Raw genomic sequence first — 16,338 nt, 5'->3', positions numbered from 1 at the left:
GAAATGAATATTTCACATTGGCTCTATCAAACTGCGTTGTCTCGCCCGCTTGCCCCAGCGATTAGGTTCGGTGCCAATCTACACGCAACTTATGGTGATTTTGCACAGCGCAGTTCAGCTATCGGGCATTATCTGGTTGACACATTGAAGATAGGTCGGGGTGATCGGGTTGCTTTGTTTGTGGGCAACTGCCCAGAATATTTAGAAGTTTTGCACGCAGTTTTTTGGATCGGTGCCATCGCCGTGCCCATTAACTATAAATTACACCCACGCGAGGCCGCATGGATAATTAGCAATGCTGAAGCCAAGGTGGCGATAACCGAAAGTGGTGACGTTTATCCTGGCGTAGATGATCTGGAAAGAGAGTGCGTCGAGCTGGGCATTCGAGGCGTTGAGCTCATAGATGTCGCGCGGAATGCACCCCCGGTGACTCCACCGGTCGACACAGCCTCTGACGAGGTCGCTTGGTTGTTTTATACGTCCGGTACGACGGGCCGCCCCAAGGGCGTCATGTTGACTCACCGTAATCTCATTGCGATGTCAATGTCCTATGCGCTGGACGTAGATACCGCATTACCGCAGGACAATTCACTTTATGCAGCTCCTATGTCCCATGGCGCGGGACTTTATCATTTTCCAATCATTCGCGCAGGGGGCTGCCATATCGTGCCACAGTCCTGCAGTTTCGATCCTGCAGAAATAGCCGGGCTAGCGCGAGAGCTCGGTAATCTGGTGTTCTTTGCAGCACCTACCATGGTCAAACGCCTGATTACCTATTCGATCGAAACCGGGTATGACGGAACGGGCATCAAGACGATCATTTATGGCGGTGGTCCAATGTACCGAGCCGATATCGAAGAGGCGCTGAGACGGTTCGGTAAGTGTTTTGTCCATATCTACGGTCAGGGCGAAAGTCCGATGACAATCACCGCGCTGCCCCGCGACCTCGTGGCTGACACCTCAAATCCCAATGCCAGCGCCCGGCTCGCCTCGGTTGGATTTGCGCAGGCCTGCGTACAGGTGCGGGTGGTGGACAAGGCTGGGCAGAACATGGTCGCCGGCGAGGTAGGCGAAGTCGTGGTCGCGGGAGATACGGTGATGAAAGGCTATTGGCGTGACCACGGTGCAACCGCCAAGGCGATTGTGGGCGGTTGGCTGTTTACCGGCGATCTTGGATCGATGGATCGGGATGGTTTCCTGACTCTGACGGACCGCTCGAAGGACGTCATTATTTCGGGTGGCACCAACATTTATCCTCGCGAGGTGGAAGAAACGCTGCTGGCGCATGACGCGATTTTTGAGGTTTCCGTGATTGGGATGCCGTGCACGGAGTGGGGTGAGGAAGTTGTTGCCTTCGTGGTTCTGGAGGCAGGTGAGGCTTGCGAGACCACCGAGCTTGACACCTGGTGCAAGAGCCGGATGGCTTCGTTTAAGAAGCCGAAACAGTATCATTTTTTGCAAGATCTGCCTAAAAACAGCTATGGAAAAGTCCTAAAAACTAAACTACGAAAACGTGCAGAACTACTGGGTAAAAAGGCAACGTCAGAGTGAGTTAGTAGAAAGAACCGAGTTTAAACAATAACAAATAATCTCAAATGATAGGTATCTATATGAAACGCAGAACATTTATGCAGTCAGGAGCGCTTGTTGCGGGTGCCGTTGCCATTGGAAATCCATCTCTTTTGTGGGCGGCAAAATCTATGAAGTACGATAGTTATGTGTCCGAAACAGCAGGGCCGTCGTGGATTGACCGCTGGTACTTAGACGAACTTGAAAAGCGCACAAAGGGCGAGCTGAAAATTCGCCGTTACTGGTCGGGATCGCTCAATAAAGTGGGTGAGCATCTCTCTGCCGTACGTGCCGGGATATCAGAAATCAGTCTGATTTCTCCAGGCTATTATCAGGCTGAGCTGCCGGTGACGCGCGGTCTGGAGTGGTATTTCCGAATGAATAGAGCTGACGCCTTGCAAAAGGTTTGTCGGGACGTTTATGAACAGTTCGATCCGCTGCGTGCCGAATGGGAAGAGCGGCATAATTCGAAAGTTCTTTATTGGACGAACTGGAACTATGCGCCGCTGATCCTGAGTAAGCCGATCAATTCCATCGAAGAAATCAAAGGAAAACGAATCCGGGCCTATGGCATTTCAGCCGACGTGATCGAGGCATTCGGCGGTACGCCGATTGCCATGGCTGCGCCCGAGGTTTATCAGGCGCTTGAACGCGGGATCATCGATGGAGTCTCTGGGTTCGATTTCGTGACGGCCGTTGCCTATAAGCTGCACGAAGCTGCGCCGTATTTCTACGATATCGGGGCCGGCCCGCACGCGCCGGCGGCAGTGATTATGAACAAGCAAACCTATGACCGACTTCCTGATGACGTTCGCAAAGTATCGGATGAAATTGTGGAGGAAATTTATGATGGTAAGTTCAGTGCTATCTATGAGGATGTATTGGCAAAATACGTCAAAATCGCTGAGTCCGAGGGCGCGATTCTGGGCACCATCCCCGATGATCAGAAAGCGCTGGCACGGGATCGCGTGCAGCCCGCGCAGGTCAATCGATGGCTAGAAGGTCCGGCGGAAGAGGCGGGTATAGACGGTAAAAAAATGCAATCTCTGATTGACGAGGCGATTGCCAAACACGATCCCAAGGGCACGCTTCTGCGCCCATACGAGATTAGCCAGGCGTCCTAACGGATAGCGGAGGCCACACCAAAAAGAGAACTGGATGATGCAGATTCTGAATAGAATCCTTAACCTTTTTTCCGACGTGCTTGGTGCGGTCTCCATGCTATTCCTGGCTTTTTTGATGCTCGGAACTACGCTGGATGTGATCGTACGCGCAGTGACCGGCAGTTCGATTTCCGGTGTGTTTGAGTTCACTGAAATCGCCTTGGTGATGATGGTGTTCTTAGGTGCTGGTTGGGCACAGCGCGGAAATTCACATATTCGCGTGACCTTCCTGATTGACAAGCTGTCCGATCCTGCCCGTACCCGGGTTGTCGGCATCGCTTGGGCGATTGGTGCGTTGGCACTACTTCTACTCGCAATTCCGTCCACGAGCGAGGCGATCTATTCCATCTCTATCTGGGAATTCCGCTGGGGTAATGTAAAGATTCCGATTTGGTGGACCAAGGCGAGTCTAGCGGCCGGTCTGTGGTTCGCCTTCATCCAGATGGCTGTCCAGTCCATTCAGTGCTTTGTCTTCGGCGAGCCGGACCAGCAAACTTCCGCTAAGACCGGCACTACCTAACTCAAGGAAAAACGATGGACTTCAGCCTTGCTCCATTTATCGCCCTGGCGCTGATTTTCGTATTAATGGCGCTTGGTGTGCCGGTTTTTGCCGCTCTGGCCTTATCAGGGGCGGCGGGGATCATCATGGTCGAAGACTTGTCGTTTTTGATGGCCCGGCTTCAATCGATATCCTACTCAACGACTGCTGTTTACGCTTTAACGATTATTCCGCTGTTCATTCTTATGGGCAGTTTTGCGCAACAAGCTGGAGTGGGAAAGAAACTGTTTGACGTCGCCCGCCAATGGGTTGGTCACCTGCCCGGCGGTCTGGCCATGGCATCAGTTTTGACCAGTGCAGGCTTTGCCGCGACATCGGGATCCAGCGTAGCGACGGCGGCGACTGTTGGCTCGGTCGCTATTCCGGAAATGAAAAAAGCCGGATATGAGGGCAGTCTATCGGCCGGTGCAGTGGCCGCTGGCGGAGTTCTCGGAGTTCTTATTCCGCCCAGCGTTCTGCTGATTTTTTATGCAGCGCTGACGGAAACTTCAGCGGGCCAAATGCTGGTTGCGGGATTCCTACCTGGCCTGCTGACAGCGGTCATGTTCATGATCGGAATCTATTTCATTGCTCGAAATACTGCGTCGGGCAAAGCAGTGACACAACGTGTGGCATTGGGAGCTGCTATATACGAAACCCGAAAAGCATGGCAGGTGGCTGTACTGTTTTTGGTTGTTATGGGCGGGATTTATATTGGCTTTGTCACCCCGACTGAAGCAGGCGCGCTGGGGGCTTTTGTTGCGTTCATCATGTTGTTGGCGCGCAGGGCCTGCTGGCCTGGCATGACGGGTAGAGTCATCGATAGTTTCCGCTCAACCATCAACACGACCGTGATGATCCTGTTCACGATGCTTGGAGCGGCTATTTTTAGCTATTTTTTGACTCTGATCCAAGTGCCCAACCAACTGGCCGAGTTGGTAGTGCAATCTGGTCTGCCGCCCTATCTGATCGTTGCAGCGCTACTGCTGGTTCTAGTGCCGATGGGTATGTTCCTAGATGCGTTCTCAATGCTGGTGATCACCATCCCGATCATGTTTCCCACCGTGCAGACGCTGGGGTTCGATCCAATTTGGTTCGGCATCTTAGTTGTTAAAATGTGCGAGATCGGTCTGATAACACCACCGGTGGGACTGAATGTCTATGTCATCGCCGGGATCGATCGTGAAACGCCGTTGCATGAGATATTCAAGGGAGCATCCTGGTTTGTTTTGATGGAGTTTATTACGATCGCGATTCTCTTTATATTTCCTGCAATATCTACATGGTTACCCCAGATAATGTCTTCTTAACACGAACAAAAAAGGAAATCCTATGCTTTCCCTTGAGAAAGGCACTGCTGTAATTACCGGAGGTGGATCCGGGATAGGACGCGCCACAGCAATAATGTTAGCTGCAATGGGTGCGCCGGTGGCTGTGGCCGATATCGACGTTGAAGCCATTGAGGAAACGGTTGCTGAAATACGTAAATCCGGCGGCGAGGCTTTGGCCGTGCCAATCGATGTGCAGGATAAAGTATCCATAGATACCGCTTTCTCTAAGGTCGAAGCTTGGCGTGGTCCCGTTACAATTCTGGTCAACAGTGCCGGTATTTTACAAATTGACACATTCGTAGATTTTAATATTGAAAGCTGGAACCGAGTGCTTTCGGTCAATGTTACTGGGAGTTTCCTGTGTGGCCAGCGAGCTGCGCCAGGCATGAAAACTGCAGGCTATGGTCGGATCATAAACCTATCCTCGATTAGTGGATTTCGGGCCGGGGTAGGCCGCACAGCTTATGGCACTTCTAAGGCCGCGATAGCCGGTTTGACCCGGCAAATGGCTTTGGAGCTAGGCCGGGATGGGATTACTGTTAACTCAATCGCTCCTGGCGCCACATTTACTGCAATGACCGATGATATATATACGGATGAAACGTTGGCCTCGTTGCTGCCGATGATCCCTGCCGGATTTCTCGCCGATCCCGAAGATATTGCGATCGCTATCGTCTTTTTGGCTTCTTGTCAGGCGCGTTACGTCAATGGCCATACCTTACCAGTCGATGGTGGTTATCTGGCTTCGGGGATGCAACAAACCGGTTCGCTGTCGGTCTGACTATAGTTTAGACAGATGTTTGGATAGACCAATTCATCAAGGCGGTGAGGAGTTGGTTCGACAATTTCTTTTGGATTCAACGTCAGGATCTAACTCACTATCGGAAGTAGATCATCTGAGCTTTATTTTGGTAGCGGCCAGAGAGAGCCACCTGCGAATAAGCAGGCCGCAAAGGTAGATGCAAGAACAGAAGCGGGCGGGTTATCGTAAAGGCGATTTCTCACTCTCCGATACCATTTCTATGCTGTTTAACCTAGGGATCCGTAAGGCGCTCAAAGGTAACATTCGCTCCGGGCTAATCGAGATAAAAAACTCTCTCTATAAGCGAGGGTGCCTAAACGAGGTTCGTAAGTATTGTCCGAGTTTGACTCTTGATGACCTGCAGCCTCATCCAGCCGTCGTTCGATCGCAGGTAATTTCGAAAGATGGGGAGTTGATTGATGATTTTCTATTTGTTAACACCAAGCGCACTTTTAACGTATGTAACGCACCTTCCCCGGTCGCGACGTCAGCAATTCCAATTGGTCAGCATATTGTACAAGAGGTTTTGGCCCGTGTTCGGAGTTGAAGGGGAATGGGTTATTCCCCTTGGCTTCAACGTAGATTAGCCGGGAAGCTAATGGAAAATAGGTCTGTCCGGTTTTCATTATTTCATTCACTGGAATCTAGAGCCGATAAAACCACGTCATGATTGCTTTGCAGGCATCGTGGCGCGGGTTTCGCGATACCAGACGTAGAGCCCGCTGGCGACGACGACACCAGCACCGCTGATCGTCCACAGGCTCGGGACATCCCCAAACACCAGGAAGCCCCAGGCGATGGCAGCCACTACCTGCGCGTAGGTGAATGGTGCCAGCATAGAGGCCTCGGCCATGTGGAAGGCCTTTACCAGCATGAAGTGTCCGCCTGCGCCTGCTGCGCCCATCGCGATCATCAGGCCCCACTGAAACTCTGTTAGTGCTTGCCAATTGAAGATCACTATGCCGCTCAGGATCAGCGCGCCAAGCGCGGTCGAATAGAAAGTCGTCGCTGCGGGATCGTCCTGGTTGCGGATGATGCGAGTCATCATCATGTAGACTGCGAGCAGAACCGCCGTCGCTAACGGAAGTAATGCATTCCAACCGAGCACGCCTGACCCCGGTCGGGCCACCAGCAACACGCCGACAAAACCGAAAGCAACCGCCATCCAGCGGCGCGGCCCGACATGCTCTCCGAGCAGAAACCCGGACAGGACCGTGACTAGTACCGGTGCCAGAAACTGAATTGCCGCTGCATCGCCCAAAGGCATGCGGGTAATTGCTTCATACATAAAGAAGGTGGCACCGAACAGGGCAAAAGCGCGAATGAACTGCAGCCCGGGTCGCCGTGCGCGCAAAAACTGTAACGATCGGGTTTTCAGGCTGTAGGCGCTAAAGGTAATGACGGTGTGAAAGAAATATCGCCCCCACAGTACCATGATAATGGGGACTTCCAGCGCGAGGAATTTAGCCAACGCATCCATGCCAGCGAGGACAGCGCCGGTGGCGATGATGAGCGTAACGGCAACCGCCGGAAAACTGTTATGGTCGTTGAAATCTGACATATGGAGCGCCTGAGAGCAGAGGAACGGGAGGCTCGAATTGTCCCTCACCGAAACGCGAAGTCATAACGTAGCAGTTCAATGATTCCGGACACCAACGTAGATGGTAATATTGCCGTCATAAGCAAGGTGTCTGATGACCAGAAAACGACCGTTTGTTAGGTGGAAGTGAAGGAGGCAACCGCTGCTAAAGCGATTTGGCCTTTATTGAAACGATAGTGATCTTATCATTTCGTTTTCGATTTTAAGATGAATTCAGTGTGATTCGTTGTTTTACTGAGTCTCGGCCAATCGTTGGATTAACCGGTGTTGTCTGTCGATTTCGGGCAGTAGCAACAAACCGGCATCGGAGGTGATGTGGCCTCCGGAGAAATCGGCTTCAATCTGGCGACGGGAGAGTGCCGAGAAGGTCAGTTTTTGAGGTACCATTTCGGATGCGGCTACTGGTGTTTGGTGGATTGGTTAGGTTATTGAAACCATCGCACTTTTAGCCGCTTCTTTTTATCCCCTCATGAGAAATCCGGGCTAAGGGCACGAACGTCACGAAAGACAGCCAACGCGAGTCGAACCGAGCCGTAGATGAGATAAACAACTGCCCCAGAAAACGGCTGAGGTATCTAACACCGGCAGAGATCTTTTAGGCCTAAATTCAAGTAATAAGTGAAGCGCCACCTGTTTCCCTGAATTCAGATAATGACTGCAGCACTTTGGCGTAACCGAGTAGAGGAATGACAGTCGTTGCCGGTACCCCTCATTCGCTTTACCAATGGGCAAATGGGTAGGAGTCGGAGTCCTCCCCACCCTAGTCCGGCGTCATTGCGCCATACTGGAGTGTAGTGATCAACTAATCCCGGGCAGTATTTTAAGGTTTTCCCAGCTGTGGCCGGAGCAGTGCCGCCGTTGAATGCATGAGTTCGTTGGCGGTTTTACTGGTTAAGGTGGCTCCGCTATAAAAAGTAATTTTCCTGCAAGCTGAACGTTGATCGTGGGTCTGGAGTAGGCGTCCGTACATCCAGTGCCCAAATAACGTATGTACTGAGAACTTTGCCTCTGCTTTTGTTGCATACTAGGGACCGGTTTCCAAACGGGGATAAGACAGCTTTAGTTGATCAAGGCATCCCTCCGGCGCAAACGACTGCGTCTGCAGTGTGCGCGGGAGGGAGTCTTTATTGGGATGAGTTAATGCACCGTCTCGTCATTCGGCAAAAGTTCCGCTGGTTCATCCAGTAATTTATACATGGTGAGAACAAACTCGACTGGCTTAGACATTGGAAGATGATCGTCAGCATCCGGCGATGCCCTCCAGAACCGCCCATTTTGCCACTTCATGGATGAGCTGTTCTTGATGCGCTGTAACCTCAGCATGTTTCTTCTCAGCTTGGGCCAGGGCCTCATCAAGCCACTCGATTCTTACCCAAGCTGAGTCGATCATGGAGCATAATGACATGATTTCTTTGAGTTTATCGTTTTGGTTCATCGTTTACCTCGGTTAGTTGTTGGATAACACCAACAGAATAACGAGTATTTTGTAGGAGAAAGTTCGTCTAATTGAGCAAAAAGCGATTTGCGCGCATTTGTCCAAAAAAAGTGCGTTCTGATGCACTCTCAGGGGCGTTCTGGCGAGCCCGAGATAGCCCGATAGCCGCTTACGGTGTTTCCCGATTATTGGCAAAACCTTCCACCCTTGAATTCAGAGCAGGTCTTTGAGCCTTGCCCCTTTGTCTTTTAGCTGAGAGGTCGCGTCATCGGACCCGTCTAATGTTGCAAGTTCATTTGAGCTTTTTCTCAAAGGTTTGAAGATCCTCTTCCCTTCAGCAAGTAGTGCCCAAAGTGAATGAGAAAGGCAAAACCCCAGCCACGCTTCTGGGGCTGGCAAAAGGGCCGGTGGAGCTGGAAAAGATCATCTACCTAGATAAATACATTAAAGCAAAATCATAAAAAAAGGCCGGTGAAAATTCACCGACCCTTTCCGCTGCCCGACAGAACCAAGCCAGATCCACTTTAGCTGAACGGCTTGGGCGCGCGGGGCTTTAAAGTTCTTTGAGTTCCGGTGTCTTAGGAGTTGGTGGAAACTCAGCTTTTTTGGAAGAGCTGGGCTTCGCGGTCCTTGAAAGCTTTAAATTCTAAAGCGTTTCCCGAAGGGTCGTAAAAAACATGGTTGCTTGCTCCCCCGGCTCACCTTTAAAACGTATGTAAGGCTCAATCTCGAAAGTCACCCCGTGCTCACGCAGTTTTATAGACAGATTGTTCCATGCGTCCATTTCCAGAACGACCCCGAAGTGCGGAACGGGCACTCCGTGGCCGTCTACAGGGTTTGTATGACTGCTTGCGGATTTCTCTTTTAATGCAGGGTTGAGATGACAAACAAACTGATGACCGTACATGTCGAAGTCGACCCAGCTGTCGGATGAGCGGCCTTCAGGACAGCCTAGAAAATCACCATAGAATTGGCGAGCTTCGTCTATATCTCGAACTTGTATCGCGAGATGAAATGGATCTTTCACGGCCATAGCGCGTGTCCATTTGTGATATGTATGAAACTAACAATTGAGTGGAGGCATACTAAGCGTTTTAGATAAAGGCTTACAAGGCAGCTTCTTCTTCGGGCCTACTCATATACCTAATTTTGTTCCTGATCCCGTTACCGATACGTTACCGAAACAGCTTAAAGCACTGATTTCACCTTCCTCATCACTGTCCGCCAGGCTTAGTTATTACAGGCCATCTCGGGCGGCCTATTGGCGGTATATGACGTTGGAATTGAAGCTATGAGGAAAAAGCATCACGCAAAGCCGCTGCGCGCCAATCTATACGTTGATTTGGTCATCAAGGAAGGGGTGATGTTGCCGGAGGCCGACAAACAGCGGCAGGAATGGATTGTAGGTTAGGACGTTTGCCGCGCCAGTCTGTATAACCGAAGCAATATCTGGCGCTACGCGCTTAAGTGCCTTGCATGGAACCGCAGGTGATCCTCGATGAAGCTGGCAATGAAGTAATAGCTGTGGTCATAGCCTACGCGGCGGTTCAACTCTAAAGGAAAGCCGCTCACCTTTGCCGCAGCCTCCAGCGTTTCCGGCTTTAATTGCTCCTCAAGAAAATTATCAGCGTCGCCCTGATCCACAAGCGCCGGAACAAATTCTGCGGCGCGGCGCATCAGCAGGCTTGCATCGTAATTCTCCCATGTGGCGGTGTCTTTACCCAGATAAGCGGTAAAAGCTTTCTGACCCCAAGGGCAGTTCACCGGGTTGCCAATCGGGCTGAAGGCCGAGACGGACTTGAAGCGGTCGGGATTATGCAGCGCCAGGACGAGCGCACCGTGACCACCCATCGAATGGCCAGAGATAGACCGCTTGTTGCTAACCGGAAAGGCGTCTTCAATCAGCTGCGGAAGCTCGTTCAGCACGTAATCATACATGCGATAGTGGCGGTTCCAGGGCGCCTGAGTGGCGTTAACGTAAAATCCTGCACCCTGACCCAGGTCATACCCGTCATCATCCGCTACATCCGCGCCACGCGGACTGGTATCGGGGGCGACAATGGCAACGCCAAGTTCAGCGGCCATGCGCTGGGCACCGGCCTTTTGTATGAAGTTCTCATCGGTGCAGGTGAGTCCGGACAGCCAATAAAGCACCGGCACTTTCTGTCCATTTTCGGTCTGCGGCGGCAAGTAGATTGCAAACCGCATGTCGCAGTTCAGCGTGGTCGAATGATGGGTATAGTGCTTGGTCCAACCGCCAAAGCTTTTGTTAACGCTGGAGATTTCAAGTGACATACTGCACTTCTCATTAAGATGAGACGGTCGCGCCCAGTGGGGCGAGACCGTCGTAGTGATTTACTTGTCGAAGTGAATCACGGTGCGAATACTCTTGCCCTCGTGCATCAACTCAAACGCCTTATTGATGTCTTCAAGGCCCATCGTGTGGGTAATGAAATCATTCAGTTTGAACTCGCCTTGCAGGTAGCGCTCGACGTATTCCGGCAGTTCGGAGCGGCCCTTGACGCCACCGAAAGCCGACCCGCGCCAGACTCGGCCGGTCACTAGCTGGAACGGCCGGGTCGATATTTCCTGGCCGGCTCCAGCGACGCCAATGACCACGGATTCACCCCAGCCTTTGTGGCAGCACTCCAGCGCAGAGCGCATGACATTCACGTTGCCAATGCACTCGAACGAGTAATCCACGCCGCCGTCGGTGAGTTCAACAATCACATCTTGAATCGGCCTGTCGTGGTCTTTGGGATTGATGAAGTCCGTCGCGCCCAATTTACGAGCCAGATCAAATTTGCTTTCGTTGATATCTATTACGATGATTCGACTGGCCTTGGCCATCGTCGCTCCGATCACCGCCGAAAGGCCGATGCCACCCATGCCGAAGATCGCGACGGTCGCACCTTCCTCAACTTTGGCGGTGTTCATCACTGCGCCCATACCGGTTGTGACGCCGCAGCCGAGCAGACAAACCTCTTCCAATGGCGCGTCCGGATTGACCTTGGCCAGCGAGATCTCTGGCAACACGGTGTATTCCGAGAAGGTTGAGCAGCCCATGTAGTGGTAAATCGGCTGGCCGTCTTTATAGAACCGGCTAGTGCCGTCGGGCATCAGGCCCCGGCCCTGAGTTTCACGGATCTTCTGGCACAGATTGGTTTTGCCGGATTTGCAAAATTTACACTCGCCACATTCAGGTGTGTAGAGCGGAATGACATGGTCGCCCACCTGAACACTGGTTACGCCTTCGCCAATGGATTCAACAATGCCGCCGCCTTCATGGCCGAGCACAACGGGAAAGATGCCTTCTGGGTCATCGCCAGACAGAGTAAAGGCGTCGGTATGGCAAACGCCGGAGGCGATGATACGGACGCGCACTTCGCCTTTCTGCGGTGGCATCACGTCAATCTCTTCAATCGAGAGCGGCTGGTTAACGGCCCAGGCGACGGCAGCCTTGGATTTGATCATTTCAGTCATGTAGGGCTTGCCTTGCTTTTGATGGATGAATTTTTTGTTCGTACAGTGATTGTTGTTGAGAATTTACACTATTTCCGCGTCGGGATAATCGCCCCATTCAGCAATTCATTTTTACCAGCCAACAACAATATAGAATCGGCAAGCGCTACGGGAGCAAGAAGGGGGCTGTTCGGCTGTTCTTCGATCTTGCCACACTCGCAGGCGAACCTTGGGCGACAACGGTGCCGCCTGCATCGCCAGCGCCGGGGCCGATGTCGATGATCCAGTCACTGCCCCTGGCAACCAGCATATTGTGTGCGACCATGATGACGGTGTTACCTGCGTCGACCAATCCATTCAACTGTGTCATCAACATCGTCACGTCAGCCGGGTGGAGGCCTGTGGTGGGTTCATCCAGCACATAAAGTGTGTCACTTCGCTGCGCGCGTTGCAGTTCGGTCGCGAGCTTTATTCGTTGCGCTTCGCCGCCCGAAAGTTCGGTTGCGGGTTGGCCCAATCGCAGATAGCCAAGACCGACTTGCCGCAAAGCTTCAAGAGCACGCACAACCGGCGGTTCATCAGCAAAAAATCCGTGGGCCATGTCGACGGTAAAATCGAGCACTTCGGCAATATTCTTGTCGCGATAGGTCACCTCCAACGTCTTGGCGTTATAACGCTGGCCCCGACATACCGGGCAGGGGGTGTAAACACTAGGCAGGAACAGTAACTCGACGCTGACAAATCCGGCACCTTCGCAGTTCGGGCAACGTCCTTTTGCAACATTGAATGAAAAGCGGCCGGCATCGTAGCGGCGCGTCTTCGCTTTGCGCGTCGACGCGAACAACTTACGAACGTGATCAAACAAACCGGTGTACGTGGCAAGATTCGATCGCGGGGTGCGACCAATCGCTTTTTGGTCAACGGTGACCAAGCGCCGAATGTGCTCCATGCCATAAGCAACTCGCCCGGCGGTGTGCGTTTCCAGTTCTTGTTCCAGCAGGTCGATTTCACCATTGGCGGTTTCAGTGGTTTTCTTTTGCCCCAACGATTCGCCAACCAGTTCGACGAGGGCCTGACTGACAAGGCTCGATTTGCCCGAGCCCGACACACCAGTAACCGTTGTCAAAACGCCTAAAGGAAACTCAACGTCCAGACCTTGGAGGTTGTTTCGCTTGACCCCCTCCAGCTTCAACCAGCGTGTCGTTTGCCGCGGCGTGTGCTCCATAACGATGTCCGGTGAGAACAGATATCGCCCGGTATGGGATTCACTAACCTCGCGCAGACCGTCTATCGGGCCATTGTAGACAACTTCGCCGCCGTGCACTCCCGCGTCTGGCCCAATGTCCACAATCCAGTCGGCGTGCCGAATAACGCTGTCATCATGCTCGACAACAAACAATGAGTTGCCAGCACGCTTGAGCTCATCCAGCGCACCCAGCAGTGCCAATGTGTCAGACGGGTGCAACCCTGCCGACGGCTCGTCAAGAACATAGACCACACCAAACAACTGCGACCGAATTTGCGTTGCAAGCCGCAGACGTTGCAGTTCGCCCGGCGACAAGGTTGGTGTGCTGCGTTCCAGCGATAGGTAACCCAAACCAAGAGTTGTAAGCGCTTCGACACGGGCCAAAATGTCGCGGGCGATTCGCTGTGCCACGATCACCTTTTCCGGGTGCAAGTCTTGCGCTACGGGTTTTGCGATGGAAGCATCGCGTAGCCGCTGGGCGAGTTCGCTCAACGTGAGTTGCGACAACTCACCAATATCCAGCCCTGCAAATTTCACCGACAGTGACTCGTGTTTCAATTTTTTGCCGTTGCAGTCCGGACACACGGAAATCTGCATGAACTGAGAGACGCGTTTCTTAGTACGATGGCTTTGCGTTGTCGCAAACGAATGCAATATATAGCGTCGCGCACTGGTAAATGTCCCGGTGTAACTGGACGGCAGGTCTTGCTCTTTCGCCATGCGCGTTTCATCGGGACTGAACCCTGCATAAACCGGCACAACGGGTGTCTCATCAGTAAACAGAACCCAGTCTCGGGTTTTTTGTGGCAGGTCTTTCCACGGCTTATCGATGTCGTAGCCGAGTGAAACAAGTATGTCGCGCAGGTTCTGACCTTGCCACGCTGGTGGCCACGCTGCGATAGCGCGATTTCGAATGGTTTTCGTGTCATCAGGAACGAGCAACTTTTCAGTCACTTCAAACACCCGCCCGATGCCATGGCACCGAGGGCAGGCACCTTCCGGTGTATTTGGCGAAAACGAGTCGGCATACAATATTTGCTGGCCACGGGGATACTGCCCGGCCCGCGAATACAGCATGCGAAGGCCGTTGGAAATCGTCGTAACGCTACCGACCGATGAACGGGCCGACGGCGCTCCTCGCTGTTGTTGAAGCGCGACTGCGGGCGGAAGTCCGTCAATGGCATCAACGTCTGGTTCGTCAACCTGGTCAATCAGCCGGCGCGCGTAGGGCGACACAGAATCAAGATAACGGCGTTGGGATTCCGCAAACAATGTTCCAAACGCAAGCGAAGACTTTCCAGATCCGGAGATGCCAGTAAAAACAACGAGCGCGTTGCGAGGCAAATCGACATCGATGTTCTTGAGATTGTGGACGCGCGCACCCCGCACCTGAATGCAATGGTCAGGATCGCATGGGACGCTCTTCGATTTATTTTGCGCCATTGGTCAGGTCTCCTTTGGCGATAGCAAAAATACGATTGAACTATATCTGTTTAGTACTATTTACAGCCAGTCAATGCGCAAGAGCAGAATGGCCGGATAATTCTTCGTCAAGATAATCGATCAGCATGCGTACTTTGGGTAACAGATGCCTGTTATGAGGGTAAATCGCCCAAACTCCTTCGTCGGGTGCGCAATACTTCTCCAGCAACGGCATCAATTGCCCGCTACGGATATAGCTCAACGCGTAATCCCCAGGAAGTTGCACAATGCCAAGCCCTTTTAACGCGGCATCCACCAGGGCGCGGCCGGAGTTGCAGCGCAGATTGCCACTAATATTTATATTGCGCGTTTTACCTTCGTCCTGAAAGTGCCAATGGTCAGCTGATCCCTGCAAACAATTATGATGGTTCAGGTCTGATAATTTATGAGGCTCACCGAATTCGGCAAGGTACGCTGGAGCGGCACACACATAGAGTGTTCGCGAGGCCAGGCGTTTAGCCATCATCGTAGAATCCTCCAGTTGACCCTGGCGAATGCCAAGATCATAGCCCTCGTCAATCAGATCCATTTTGCGGTTGCTCAACTGCAGCTCTAATTTCAGCTCAGGGTAACGGGCGAGGAAATTATTTATCAGCGGCGCAATGGTAATTTCACCATAGGTGACCGGCGCGGTGATCCTGAGTCTGCCCGTCGGTTTGGTTTGCAGGTCACTAATCGCATGCTCTGCATTTTCCAAACCATCCAGTAACTGTCGGCAGCGCTGATAGTAGATTGTCCCGGCCTCAGTTACGGAAACTTTGCGGGTGGTGCGGTGTAACAGTTTGGTAGCCAGGCGCGATTCCAGCGCACTGACTTGCCGGCTTACGTGGGCCGTTGAAATACTTAATTTTTTTGCTGCGGCCGTAAAACTTTCTGTCTCAGCAACGGTAACGAACTCTGCAACCCCTTCCCAGTTATACAAAATGCTCACTCCTGAAAATTACTTTGCTCAGTAACGACCCTTGCCGGTCCAGCCTATCTGCAAAAAACCTTAACAGGTAGCAATTCGTGCCACTCGCTTTCAGCCGGCCTCTAAACAACCATTATTTTAAATCTCACTGTTACCTGTGTGCAAAAGTAATTTTATGACTGGTGGGATTATCATTTATTTATACAAGCCTACAATCTCCTCATCGAATCAAACAGCGGCTAAACAACTGCGAGTCGATATCTTATTGATTTATCATTTGTCGGAGAATTATTAATGAGCATTTTTACCCATGTAACTGTTGGCACCAACGATCTGTAAAAGGCCCGCACTTTTTATGACAACGTTTTAGCGACGAAGGCGCTCCGGACACCCGCGGCTGGGCACCTAATGCCTACGCTGCTTATGCCCGTGACCCAGACGGTAACAAGCTCACCACCACCTACTGCTTCAAGCCAGCTTAAACCTTAGTTATCAGGATGAGGCTTGTAGATTCTGGCCTCGTCCTGGCTGAGCAAGTAGATTCGTTTCAATCATCAAATTTAGAGCAAGAAATTAAATATGAAAAAAGTAATTATCGCTGCAACCCTCACCGCTGTTTTTAGCACTATGGAAAATGCCCATTCCGGTTTAGCAGATCGTATTAATGAAGAACGGAGCTATCCCAACAAAACGATCGAGAAAGCAAGCCCGATTGAAGCTGTAAAAAAACCGTTGTTCAAGCATCCTGAATACTAAATAAATTTAGAGTGCCACGTTATGTTTAGTTGAACATCACTGGG

12 protein-coding genes and 4 pseudogenes are annotated in these 16,338 nt (G+C 51.9%); 8 read left to right on the top strand and 8 right to left on the bottom strand.

What is annotated here, in order from left to right; all coding sequences use genetic code 11:
* Positions 1 to 3 precede the first annotated feature (3 nt).
* The 6 genes and pseudogenes from MIH18_RS10280 to MIH18_RS10255 all read left to right on the top strand — a co-directional run.
* Entirely contained in the window at positions 4 to 1,551 is a 1,548-nt protein-coding gene (locus tag MIH18_RS10280; RefSeq protein ID WP_249007394.1) for an AMP-binding protein, read from the top strand.
* A 59-nt stretch (positions 1,552 to 1,610) separates the two neighbouring features.
* Positions 1,611 to 2,693 (top strand): C4-dicarboxylate TRAP transporter substrate-binding protein, encoded by a 1,083-nt coding sequence (locus MIH18_RS10275; protein ID WP_249007395.1) that lies wholly within the window; start codon positions 1,611 to 1,613, stop codon positions 2,691 to 2,693.
* 34 nt (positions 2,694 to 2,727) lie between these two features.
* The gene (locus MIH18_RS10270) at positions 2,728 to 3,252 is read left to right on the top strand and encodes a TRAP transporter small permease (RefSeq protein ID WP_249007396.1); all 525 of its coding nucleotides are present in this window, start codon (positions 2,728 to 2,730) and stop codon (positions 3,250 to 3,252) included.
* Between the two features lie 14 nt (positions 3,253 to 3,266).
* Positions 3,267 to 4,580, top strand: coding sequence for a TRAP transporter large permease (locus MIH18_RS10265; RefSeq protein ID WP_249007397.1), 1,314 nt, complete (start codon positions 3,267 to 3,269; stop codon positions 4,578 to 4,580).
* 22 nt (positions 4,581 to 4,602) lie between these two features.
* Positions 4,603 to 5,382 carry a 3-oxoacyl-ACP reductase FabG gene (gene fabG / locus MIH18_RS10260; RefSeq protein WP_249007398.1) on the top strand — a complete coding sequence of 260 codons (780 nt, stop codon included), beginning with the start codon at positions 4,603 to 4,605 and terminating at the stop codon, positions 5,380 to 5,382.
* Positions 5,383 to 5,572: 190 nt separating this feature from the next.
* Positions 5,573 to 5,950 (top strand): annotated as a pseudogene (locus MIH18_RS10255) (L-2-hydroxyglutarate oxidase); the annotation flags it as partial.
* Positions 5,951 to 6,067: 117 nt separating this feature from the next.
* Here MIH18_RS10255 and MIH18_RS10250 read toward each other — a convergent pair.
* The 8 genes and pseudogenes from MIH18_RS10250 to MIH18_RS10215 form a co-directional block, all read right to left on the bottom strand.
* Complete coding sequence (locus MIH18_RS10250) at positions 6,068 to 6,964, bottom strand: DMT family transporter (protein ID WP_249007399.1); 897 nt, start codon at positions 6,962 to 6,964, stop codon at positions 6,068 to 6,070.
* Between the two features lie 279 nt (positions 6,965 to 7,243).
* Positions 7,244 to 7,390, bottom strand: a pseudogene (locus MIH18_RS10245) (transposase); the annotation flags it as partial.
* An 853-nt stretch (positions 7,391 to 8,243) separates the two neighbouring features.
* Complete coding sequence (locus MIH18_RS10240; RefSeq protein ID WP_249007400.1) at positions 8,244 to 8,438, bottom strand: hypothetical protein; 195 nt, start codon at positions 8,436 to 8,438, stop codon at positions 8,244 to 8,246.
* 596 nt (positions 8,439 to 9,034) lie between these two features.
* Positions 9,035 to 9,471, bottom strand: a pseudogene (locus MIH18_RS10235) (VOC family protein).
* Positions 9,472 to 9,893: 422 nt separating this feature from the next.
* Positions 9,894 to 10,733 carry an S-formylglutathione hydrolase gene (gene fghA, locus MIH18_RS10230; protein WP_249007401.1) on the bottom strand — a complete coding sequence of 280 codons (840 nt, stop codon included), beginning with the start codon at positions 10,731 to 10,733 and terminating at the stop codon, positions 9,894 to 9,896.
* 60 nt (positions 10,734 to 10,793) lie between these two features.
* Positions 10,794 to 11,912 (bottom strand): S-(hydroxymethyl)glutathione dehydrogenase/class III alcohol dehydrogenase, encoded by a 1,119-nt coding sequence (locus MIH18_RS10225; protein WP_249014615.1) that lies wholly within the window; start codon positions 11,910 to 11,912, stop codon positions 10,794 to 10,796.
* A gap of 154 nt (positions 11,913 to 12,066) precedes the next feature.
* Positions 12,067 to 14,589, bottom strand: coding sequence for an excinuclease ABC subunit UvrA (gene uvrA / locus MIH18_RS10220; protein WP_249014485.1), 2,523 nt, complete (start codon positions 14,587 to 14,589; stop codon positions 12,067 to 12,069).
* A gap of 70 nt (positions 14,590 to 14,659) precedes the next feature.
* Entirely contained in the window at positions 14,660 to 15,550 is an 891-nt protein-coding gene (locus tag MIH18_RS10215; RefSeq protein WP_249007403.1) for a LysR substrate-binding domain-containing protein, read from the bottom strand.
* A 282-nt stretch (positions 15,551 to 15,832) separates the two neighbouring features.
* Here MIH18_RS10215 and MIH18_RS10210 point away from each other — a divergent pair.
* Positions 15,833 to 16,020, top strand: a pseudogene (locus MIH18_RS10210) (hypothetical protein).
* Between the two features lie 97 nt (positions 16,021 to 16,117).
* Positions 16,118 to 16,294 (top strand): hypothetical protein, encoded by a 177-nt coding sequence (locus MIH18_RS10205; protein ID WP_249007404.1) that lies wholly within the window; start codon positions 16,118 to 16,120, stop codon positions 16,292 to 16,294.
* Positions 16,295 to 16,338 lie beyond the last annotated feature (44 nt).

Source organism: Marinobacter sp. M3C, from assembly GCF_023311895.1.
Lineage (GTDB): Bacteria > Pseudomonadota > Gammaproteobacteria > Pseudomonadales > Oleiphilaceae > Marinobacter.
The sequence above is the reverse complement of the archived record's forward strand: the minus strand, read 5'-3'. Positions and strand labels throughout refer to the sequence as shown.

What these genes read in the sequence shown, in the direction of transcription:
- MIH18_RS10240 (WP_249007400.1), bottom strand. Translation starts at nt 8,438, where the DNA reads ATGAACCAAAACGATAAACTCAAAGAAATCATGTCATTATGCTCCATG.
- MIH18_RS10270 (WP_249007396.1), top strand. Translation starts at nt 2,728, where the DNA reads ATGATGCAGATTCTGAATAGAATCCTTAACCTTTTTTCCGACGTGCTT.
- MIH18_RS10265 (WP_249007397.1), top strand. Translation starts at nt 3,267, where the DNA reads ATGGACTTCAGCCTTGCTCCATTTATCGCCCTGGCGCTGATTTTCGTA.
- MIH18_RS10250 (WP_249007399.1), bottom strand. Translation starts at nt 6,964, where the DNA reads ATGTCAGATTTCAACGACCATAACAGTTTTCCGGCGGTTGCCGTTACG.
- MIH18_RS10275 (WP_249007395.1), top strand. Translation starts at nt 1,611, where the DNA reads ATGAAACGCAGAACATTTATGCAGTCAGGAGCGCTTGTTGCGGGTGCC.
- MIH18_RS10225 (WP_249014615.1), bottom strand. Translation starts at nt 11,912, where the DNA reads ATGATCAAATCCAAGGCTGCCGTCGCCTGGGCCGTTAACCAGCCGCTC.
- fabG (WP_249007398.1), top strand. Translation starts at nt 4,603, where the DNA reads ATGCTTTCCCTTGAGAAAGGCACTGCTGTAATTACCGGAGGTGGATCC.
- MIH18_RS10280 (WP_249007394.1), top strand. Translation starts at nt 4, where the DNA reads ATGAATATTTCACATTGGCTCTATCAAACTGCGTTGTCTCGCCCGCTT.
- fghA (WP_249007401.1), bottom strand. Translation starts at nt 10,733, where the DNA reads ATGTCACTTGAAATCTCCAGCGTTAACAAAAGCTTTGGCGGTTGGACC.
- uvrA (WP_249014485.1), bottom strand. Translation starts at nt 14,589, where the DNA reads ATGGCGCAAAATAAATCGAAGAGCGTCCCATGCGATCCTGACCATTGC.
- MIH18_RS10205 (WP_249007404.1), top strand. Translation starts at nt 16,118, where the DNA reads ATGAAAAAAGTAATTATCGCTGCAACCCTCACCGCTGTTTTTAGCACT.